This is a genomic window from Nocardiopsis sp. TNDT3, from assembly GCF_003427465.1.
Lineage (GTDB): Bacteria > Actinomycetota > Actinomycetes > Streptosporangiales > Streptosporangiaceae > Nocardiopsis > Nocardiopsis dassonvillei.
In genome coordinates this window covers 1-7,818 of the sequence record NZ_QPFC01001058.1, presented here as the reverse complement: position 1 = coordinate 7,818, position 7,818 = coordinate 1, and the positions used below count along the sequence as shown (strand labels likewise).

The 7,818-nt window shown below is 73.0% G+C and carries 6 protein-coding genes; 3 read left to right on the top strand and 3 right to left on the bottom strand.

Annotated elements, in window-relative coordinates; all coding sequences use genetic code 11:
- Positions 1-140: 140 nt before the first annotated feature.
- Positions 141-2,486, bottom strand: coding sequence for a DNA helicase PcrA (gene pcrA, locus DQW06_RS23785; protein WP_013156222.1), 2,346 nt, complete (start codon positions 2,484-2,486; stop codon positions 141-143).
- A 167-nt stretch (positions 2,487-2,653) separates the two neighbouring features.
- Between pcrA and DQW06_RS23780 the strand changes: the two genes are divergently transcribed.
- Positions 2,654-3,583 (top strand): nucleoside hydrolase, encoded by a 930-nt coding sequence (locus DQW06_RS23780; RefSeq protein ID WP_117199347.1) that lies wholly within the window; start codon positions 2,654-2,656, stop codon positions 3,581-3,583.
- A gap of 183 nt (positions 3,584-3,766) precedes the next feature.
- Here the strand turns inward: DQW06_RS23780 and DQW06_RS23775 are convergent, their stop codons facing one another.
- Both DQW06_RS23775 and DQW06_RS23770 read right to left on the bottom strand, forming a co-directional pair.
- Entirely contained in the window at positions 3,767-4,438 is a 672-nt protein-coding gene (locus tag DQW06_RS23775; protein ID WP_013156220.1) for a response regulator transcription factor, read from the bottom strand.
- A 158-nt stretch (positions 4,439-4,596) separates the two neighbouring features.
- The gene (locus DQW06_RS23770) at positions 4,597-5,799 is read right to left on the bottom strand and encodes an ATP-binding protein (RefSeq protein WP_013156219.1); all 1,203 of its coding nucleotides are present in this window, start codon (positions 5,797-5,799) and stop codon (positions 4,597-4,599) included.
- A 219-nt stretch (positions 5,800-6,018) separates the two neighbouring features.
- Here DQW06_RS23770 and DQW06_RS23765 point away from each other — a divergent pair, with 219 nt between their 5' ends.
- Both DQW06_RS23765 and DQW06_RS23760 read left to right on the top strand, forming a co-directional pair.
- Complete coding sequence (locus DQW06_RS23765; protein ID WP_013156218.1) at positions 6,019-7,443, top strand: PspC domain-containing protein; 1,425 nt, start codon at positions 6,019-6,021, stop codon at positions 7,441-7,443.
- A complete protein-coding gene (locus tag DQW06_RS23760; RefSeq protein WP_013156217.1) occupies positions 7,430-7,654 on the top strand; it encodes a hypothetical protein in 225 nt (74 codons plus the stop codon). The genes DQW06_RS23765 and DQW06_RS23760 overlap by 14 nt, the downstream gene beginning before the upstream one ends.
- The last annotated feature ends 164 nt before the right edge of the window (positions 7,655-7,818 follow it).

Below are 7,818 nucleotides of genomic sequence, written 5' to 3'. Positions count from 1 at the left end.
CACCGAAGCAGTGCTCGGAACGGTGATTCGGAGGAAGGGGTCGACCGGCCCGGCCGCGGGAACCGCGTCCGTCTCGCTCGGTCTTCCCCAACTCTACCCCCGGCCCGGAGTGCTCGGGACACGTTCGCCGGATCCCGGCCTCAGAGCTTCTCGATCGGCGCGTACTTGACCAGGAAGTCCTTCTCGCCGATGTCCGCGCCGAAGTCGATGCGGGCCTTGGTCCTGTCCCCGGTCCCCTCCACCAGCTGCACCCGGCCCATGCCGAAGGAGTCGTGGTTGACCAGGTCCCCCACACTGAGCGCGGGCGCCTCCTTGGCCGCCTTCGCTCCCCCGCGCGACCGTGAGCCGCCGCCGAAGGTGCCGCTGAAACCGCCCCCGCCGCCGAAGCCCCCGGAGCCCCGGCCGCCGATGCTGCGGCTGGGCGGGGCGGCCAGGGTGGACTCGGCGCGGCGCCAGTCGACCAGGGACGAGGGGATCTCGTCCAGGAAGCGGGAGGCGGGGTTGTAGGAGGGGGTCCCCCAGGCGCTGCGCACGGCGGCGCGGCTGACGTACAGCAGGCGCTGCGCGCGGGTCAGGCCCACGTAGGCCAGACGGCGCTCCTCCTCCAGCTGCGTCTTGTCGCCGAGCGTGCGGGTGTGCGGGAACACCCCGTCCTCCATCCCGGTGAGGAAGACCGCGGGGAACTCCAGCCCCTTGGCCGCGTGCAGGGTCATCAGCGTGACCACGCCGCCCTCGTCGTCCTCGTCGGGGATCTGGTCGGTGTCGGCGACCAGGGAGATCCGCTCCAGGAAGTCGACCAGGGTCGGCGCCCCCGGATCGACGGCCCCGGCGGCCTCCTCCCCGTCCTCCGTGGGCTCCTCCTCCAGGAGGGCGGCGAAGGTGTGCTCGAACTCGCGGGCGACGTCGACGAACTCCTCCAGGTTCTCCACCCGGCTCTCGTCCTGGAGGTCCTTGGACTCGGCCAGTTCGGACAGGTACCCGGTCTTGCTCAGCACCGCCTCGACGATCTCCGCGGGCGTGCCCTCGGGCACGGTCTGCTCCAGCTCCTCCAGCAGGGCGGTGAAGTTGAGCACCGCCTTGACCGAGCGGGCGGCCATCCCGGGGATCTCCTCCACCCGGCGCAGCGCCCGGGAGAAGGAGATGCGCTCGCGGGCGGCGAACAGCTCGATCGACTCCTCCGCGCGGGCGCCGATCCCCCGCTTGGGCACGTTGAGGATGCGCCGCAGGCTGACGGTGTCCTCGGGATTGGCCAGGACCCGCAGGTAGGCGAGGACGTCGCGGATCTCCTTGCGCTCGTAGAAGCGCACGCCGCCGACGATCTTGTAGGGCAGCCCGGTGCGGATGAACACGTCCTCGAACACGCGGGACTGGGCGTTGGTCCGGTAGAACACCGCGACCTGGCTCGGGGTGAGGGTTCCGTCGTCGGTGAGCTTGTCGATCTCGCCGACCACGAAGGCGGCCTCGTCGTGCTCGTTGTCGGCGACGTAGCCGACGATGGCCGGTCCGTCGCCCTGCTCCGACCACAGGTTCTTGGCCGGGCGGCCCTCGTTGCGGTCGATGACCGCGTTGGCCGCAGACAGGATGGTCTGGGTGGAGCGGTAGTTCTGCTCCAGGAGGATGGTGCGCGCGTCGGGGAAGTCGCGCTCGAACTCCAGGATGTTGCGGATGGTGGCGCCGCGGAACGCGTAGATGGACTGGTCGGCGTCGCCGACCACGCACAGCTCAGCGGGCGGCACCACGCTGGTGTCGGAGCCCTCGGCCACGCCGACCAGTTCGCGGATGAACACGTACTGGGCGTGGTTGGTGTCCTGGTACTCGTCGACCATGACGTGCCGGAAGCGGCGCCGGTAGTACTCGGCGACGTCCGGGAACATCTGGAACAGGTTGACGGTGACCATGATCAGGTCGTCGAAGTCCATCGCGCCCGCCTCGTGCAGGCGGCGCTGGTAGAGCTGGTAGGCCTCGGCGAGCTTCTTCTCCTGCTCGGTCTGGGCCTGTCCGGCGAACGTGTCGTAGTCGACCAGCTCGTTCTTGAGGTTGGAGACCTGGGCGGAGAAGGACTTGGGCGGGAACCGCTTGGGGTCCAGGTCCATCTCCTTGCACACCAGCTGCATCAGGCGCGCGGAGTCGGCGGAGTCGTAGATGGTGAAGCTGCTCGGGTAGCCGAGCCTGGCTGCCTCCCTGCGCAGGATGCGCACGCACGCGGAGTGGAAGGTCATGGTCCACATGCTGTTGGCGGCGCGCACGCCCAGCAGCGCCTGGATGCGCTCGCGCATCTCGGCGGCGGCCTTGTTGGTGAAGGTGATGGCGAGGATCTCACCCGGGCGGACACCGCGCGCGGCCATGAGGTGGGCGATGCGGTGGGTGAGGACCCGGGTCTTGCCGGACCCGGCACCCGCCACGATCAGGAGCGGGGAGCCGCTGTGGGTGACGGCGTCGCGCTGGGGACCGTTCAGACCTTCGAGAAGCTGTTCTTGGGAGGACACGGCATCCAGGTTACGGCCGTCCGGTGACGCTGCCGCCCCCGTGCGCAGGGACAGCCCCCCACAGGCCCGTTTTGTCGGGCAAAAGCTCCCTGACCGGCGTCTTACCCTGTTTCGGTAGGGGCCTCCGGTCGGGGGCCCTCGTGTTCTGAGAGGGAGTTTCCTTGAGCATGCGTGTGTTCGTCGACTGCGACCCGGGGATCGACGACGCCGTCGCGCTCGCCTACCTGGCCGCTCGGCCCGAGGTGGAGATCGTCGGCGTCGGGGCGGTCTTCGGCAACAACAGCGTGGACGTCACGGCCGACAACGCGCTGCGGCTGCTGGAGCTGTACGGCCGCCCGGACGTCCCGGTGGCGGTGGGCGCCGCGCGTCCGCTGGTGCAGCCGCCGAAGCTGGCCGCGCACGTGCACGGAGGCAACGGGCTGGGGGACGTGGAGCTGCCCGAGCCCGCGGGTCGGCCGGTGTCGGAGACGGCGGCCGGGCTGCTGGTGCGCCTGGGCCGGGAGAACCCGGGCGAGATCGACGTGCTGGCCGTGGGGCCGCTGACGAACCTGGCGATCGCGCTGGCCCTGGAGCCGGAGCTGCCGAGGCTGGTGCGGCGCCTGGTGGTGATGGGCGGTGCGGTGCGCGTGGCGGGCAACGTGTCCTCACACGCCGAGGCCAACATCAGCAACGACCCCGAGGCGGCGGAGGCGGTGTTCGCGGCCGGGTTCGACCTGGACCTGGTGGCGCTGGACATCACCATGAAGACGGTGGCCACCACCGAGTGGCTGGCGGAGCTGGCGACGGTCGCGGGCGAGCGCGCCGAGCGCACGTCGGCGTTCCTGGACTTCTACGCCGACTTCTACTCGGGGATCTTCGGGGTCCGCCAGTGCGCGATGCACGACCCGCTGGCCGCGGCGGTGCTGGTGGACCCGCACCTGGTGACGGAGTCCTTCGAGGCCCCGGTGCAGGTGGAGCTGACGGGAACGCTGACGCGGGGGATGACCGTGGCGGACCTGCGCCCGCGCCCGCGGGACGACGAGCGCCGCCCCGCGCGGGTGGTCACGGGCGTGGCCGAGGCCGAGTTCCTGGGGCGGATGCTCGACTCGCTGCGCTGAGCGGCCGGGGTTGTCCACAGGTCGCGGGAGGGGGTGGCGGCGCGCCCCCGGACGGTGGTCCCATGGATAAGGGGGGTCCCCGGAGCCCCTGCTTCGCCGTGCCCCGCGGTCCGCGCCCGCCGGTCCCCGGCTACCCGCCCCGGACGGGCCGCGCCCGGGGGGCCGCGGCGTCCCGCGCCGGGCTCAGACCAGCCTGCGGGCGGTGGCCCAGCGGCTCAGCTCGTGGCGGTTGGACAGCTGGAGCTTGCGCAGCACCGACGACACGTGCGTCTCCACGGTCTTGACGGAGATGAACAGCTCCTTGGCCACCTCCTTGTAGGCGTAGCCGCGCGCGATGTGGCGCAGGACCTCGCGCTCGCGCTGGGTGAGCCGGTCCAGCTCGGGGTCCACCGGCGGGGCGTCGGTCGCGGAGAAGGCGTCCAGCACGAACCCGGCCAGGCGCGGGGAGAAGACCGCGTCGCCGTCGGCCACGCGCACGATGGCGTCGGCCAACTCCCTGCCGGAGATGGTCTTGGTGACGTAGCCGCGGGCGCCGCCGCGCACCACGCCGATGACGTCCTCGGCGGCGTCGGAGACCGACAGGGCCAGGAAGCGGATCTGGGGGTGCTGGGCCAGCACGCGGCGCAGCACCTCCACGCCGCCGCCCCCGGGCAGGTGGACGTCCAGCAGGACGAGGTCGGGCTGCTTCTCCCCGATGACGTGGACGGCGCTGTCGACGTCGCCGGCCTCGCCGACCACGTTCACGGCGTCGCCGAGCTCACCGCGCACACCGCTGCGGAACAGCCGGTGGTCGTCCACGATCACGACGCGGGGGACCGCGTCTCCGCTACTGAAGGTCGTGTTCTCGTCTGCCACACCGTGGACTCTACCCACGTCGGGGCGGACGGGGACACCGGCGTCGGGGGCTGTCCGCTTCCGGCCGCCCTCCGATCCCGGCGGCGGTCGTCTCGGCGGTCCCTCCGGCGGCGGGGCCGGCGATCGGGACCACCCGCGCCGGGCTCCCGGTCCGGGGGTCACAACAGGTCGGGGACGCGCGGCATGCGCAGCTGCACCTCGGTGCCCTCGCCGGGGCCGGTGCGGATGCGCGCGGAGCCGCCGTGGCGGTCCATCCGGCCCAGGATGGAGCCGCGCACGCCCATGCGGTCCTCGGGGACGGCGTCCATGTCGAATCCGGCGCCGCGGTCGCGGACGAACACCAGCACCTCCTCCTGGTCGACCTCGCCGAACACCGAGATGCTGTCCGTCCCGGCGTACTTGGAGGCGTTGACCATGGCCTCGCGGGCGGCGCGGAGCATGGCGGCCAGCGCGTCGTCCATGGGGCAGTCGCCCACGCACACCACTTCGATGGGGACCCCGTGCTCCTCCTCGACCTCGGCGGCGACGCGTTCGAGCGCGGGCGAGACGGTGGTGTCGGCGTCGGCGGGCCGCTGGTAGAGCCAGCTGCGCAGGGCGCGCTCCTGGACGCGGGCGAGGCGCTGCACCTCGCGGGGGTCCTCGGCCCGGCGCTGGATGAGGGTCAGGGTGTGCAGGACGGAGTCGTGGATGTGGGCGGCGAGTTCGGCGCGCTCGGCGTTGCGGATGCGCTCGCGGCGCTCCTGGTCGCGTTCGCGGATCAGCCCGATGATCCAGGGGGCCACGATGAGCGCGATGCCCGCGAGCACGGTGAAGGCGAAGGTCAGGCCGGCGCGGGCGTTCTGGAGCTGTTCCTGGAAGACGAGGAAGCCGATAGCGCCGACGACGACGAGCAGCACGCCCGCGCCCGCGCGCATGATGCCCTTGGGTGAGGAGCGGCTGACGGTGCTGGTCATCCACTGGTCGCGCTGGGACGGGTTGGCCTGCTGCCAGAGGATGATGCCGCCGAGGGTGCCGAAGACCACGAACCACAGCAGCGGGTCGAAGACGCCGCCGAAGAGCAGGAAGAGCAGGCCGAGTCCGGCGGCGAGTCCGACGTAGGCGATGAGCTGGGAGAGGTCGCGGCCCTTGCGTCGGCTCTCGGGCTCGGCGGCCTCCTCCTCCGAGGAGTCGCTGGGCACGAAGAAGTACAGGGCGGCGTAGACGGCGATGCCGATGCCGCCCACGGACAGCGCCATGAAGGCGAGGCGGACCACCACCGGGTCCAGGCCCAGGTGGCGTGCGAGCCCGGCGGCGACGCCGCCGAGGAGCCTGCCCCTGACCGCGCGGGTGAGCCGCGGGGTGTCCGCGGCCGTTGCTGCCACCGCCCGATCACCGCTTTCGTCCGTGCGGCGGGGAGGATGTACGCGCCCGCCGCGTTCGTGGGTCCTGTGCTGTCCAGGATGCCCCCTCCGGTGCGGACCGGGCATCGGGGGCGCGCCCCTGGTCCTGGCCGGGCCCCCGTCAGGGTGGGTTCAGGGTCGTCCCGGATGTGCTGGTGGGCGGCGACGGGTGACCATGGGTGGGTGAGGAGAGCGCGGTGAGTGACCATGACTGACGACCCGGTACCGGAGGGCGCCCCGGCCGCGTCCGCTTCCGGTACGGCGGAGGCGGGCGCCGGGGCCTCCCCGCGTGAGCTGCGCAAGGGGGACGAGGAGCGGGTCCTGGCCGGTGTGTGCGCGGGCCTTGGCCGGTACACCGGGGTGGATCCGGTGGTGTGGCGTGCGGCCTTCGTGCTGACCTCGTTCGCCGGGGCGACGGGCCTGCTGCTCTACATCGCCGCGTGGATGCTCATGCGCGACGCCCAGGGTGTTCCGGCGACGTTCGAGCAGATGCTCAACCGCAGCATCCCGCCGCGGACGGTGCCCAAGCTGCTCGCGGTGGGGTTGGCGGTCGCGACGACGTTCAGCCTGGTCGGCGGGTTGGGGTGGTCGACGCTGGTGCTGGCGGTGCCCCTGGTGTTGGGTCTCCTGGCCGCGCGCAACCGGGGCGTGGACCTTCGGACGGCGTTCACCGAGCTGCGCGAGGACCTGCGGGCCACGGATCCGCCGCCCGCGACGCCGTCCCCGGAGCCGACCGCGACCTACTACAACCCGGCCCAGCCGTGGGCGTCCGCGCCGCACGGGCCGGTGGACCTGGCGGTGGTGTCGGAGCGCAGCGCCGCGCGGGACGCCGGAGGGGACGAGGACGAGGAGGAGGGGCGTTCCGGCGGGTCGGGCGAGCCCGGCGCGCGGGGGGCGGAGGACGAGGGCCGCGCCCCTGGGGGCAGGTGCCTGCCGCTGGCCTCCATGGCCCTGTGGACGGTCGTGGCCGGGGCGGTCGTGGTGTCGGTGCTGGAGTTCGGCTGGTCGTCCTCGCTGTGGAGCGGGCGGACGGCCGACCTGCTGTTCGGGCCGGAGACCGGGGTGTTCTTCCTGGCCGGGGCCCTGGCGGTGGTCGGCGTGTACGCGCTGGTCGGCGTCTGGGCGGGCAACCCGCGGGGGCTGCTGCCGATGGGCGCGGCGGCCGTTCTGCTGCTGGTGCTGGCGTCGGTGACCGACCTGACCCGGGTGCGGATCGGCGACGAGACGTGGCGGCCGACCACGGTGGCCGCGGCCGAGTCCGGCGACCACCGGCTCACCGTGGGCTCGGGGACCCTGGACCTGACCGGGCTGGAGGACCTGGAGCCCGGCGAGGCCGTCGACGTGTCGCTGTGGATGGGGGCGGGCCGCGTGGAGCTGGTCCTGCCCGAGGACGCGGAGGTCGCGGTGCACTCGAAGATCGGTCTGGGGGGCGTGGACTTCGCCGAGGACGGGCGGGACGACATGTTCGGGGTCTCCCTGGACCACGAGGAGGTCCACGGGGCCTCGGCGGACGCCGGGGCCCGGGACGGGCAGGCGCGGGGCGGCGACGGGGCCGGGGCCCCGCGGATCAACGTGCGCACCGACTCACTGGTCGGGGTCGTGGAGGTGAAGCGTGGCGGAGCGTAGGACTGACTGGGGCTCGCTGGTCGCGGGTCTGCTGTTCCTCGGCCTGGCGGTCGGGTTCGTCATGCGCGGCACGGGCGACTGGGAGTTCAACGTCCTGTGGGTGCTGCCGGTGCTGTTGGCGGGCCTGGGCGCGGCCGGGGCGGCCCGAGCGCTCGCCCGGCACCGGCGCGAGCGGCCTGCCGGGAAGAGCCGCTCCGACACCTTGGAGTGACGGACACGCCCCCGTGAGGCGGGGGCCGCGAGAGCCACAACGGAAAACACAGGGACCCGCTGGGGACGCGGGAAACGCGGGGCGCCGACCGGGACGGGGAGGCGCCCCGCGGCTTGTCCTCCGGAGGCGGGCGGCGGGCGCGGCCCCTGTTCGGACGTCCGGGG

Bases quoted from the DNA above. Each gene is read 5' to 3' on its own strand.
- DQW06_RS23780 (WP_117199347.1), top strand. From the start codon at position 2,654: ATGCGTGTGTTCGTCGACTGCGACCCGGGGATCGACGACGCCGTCGCG.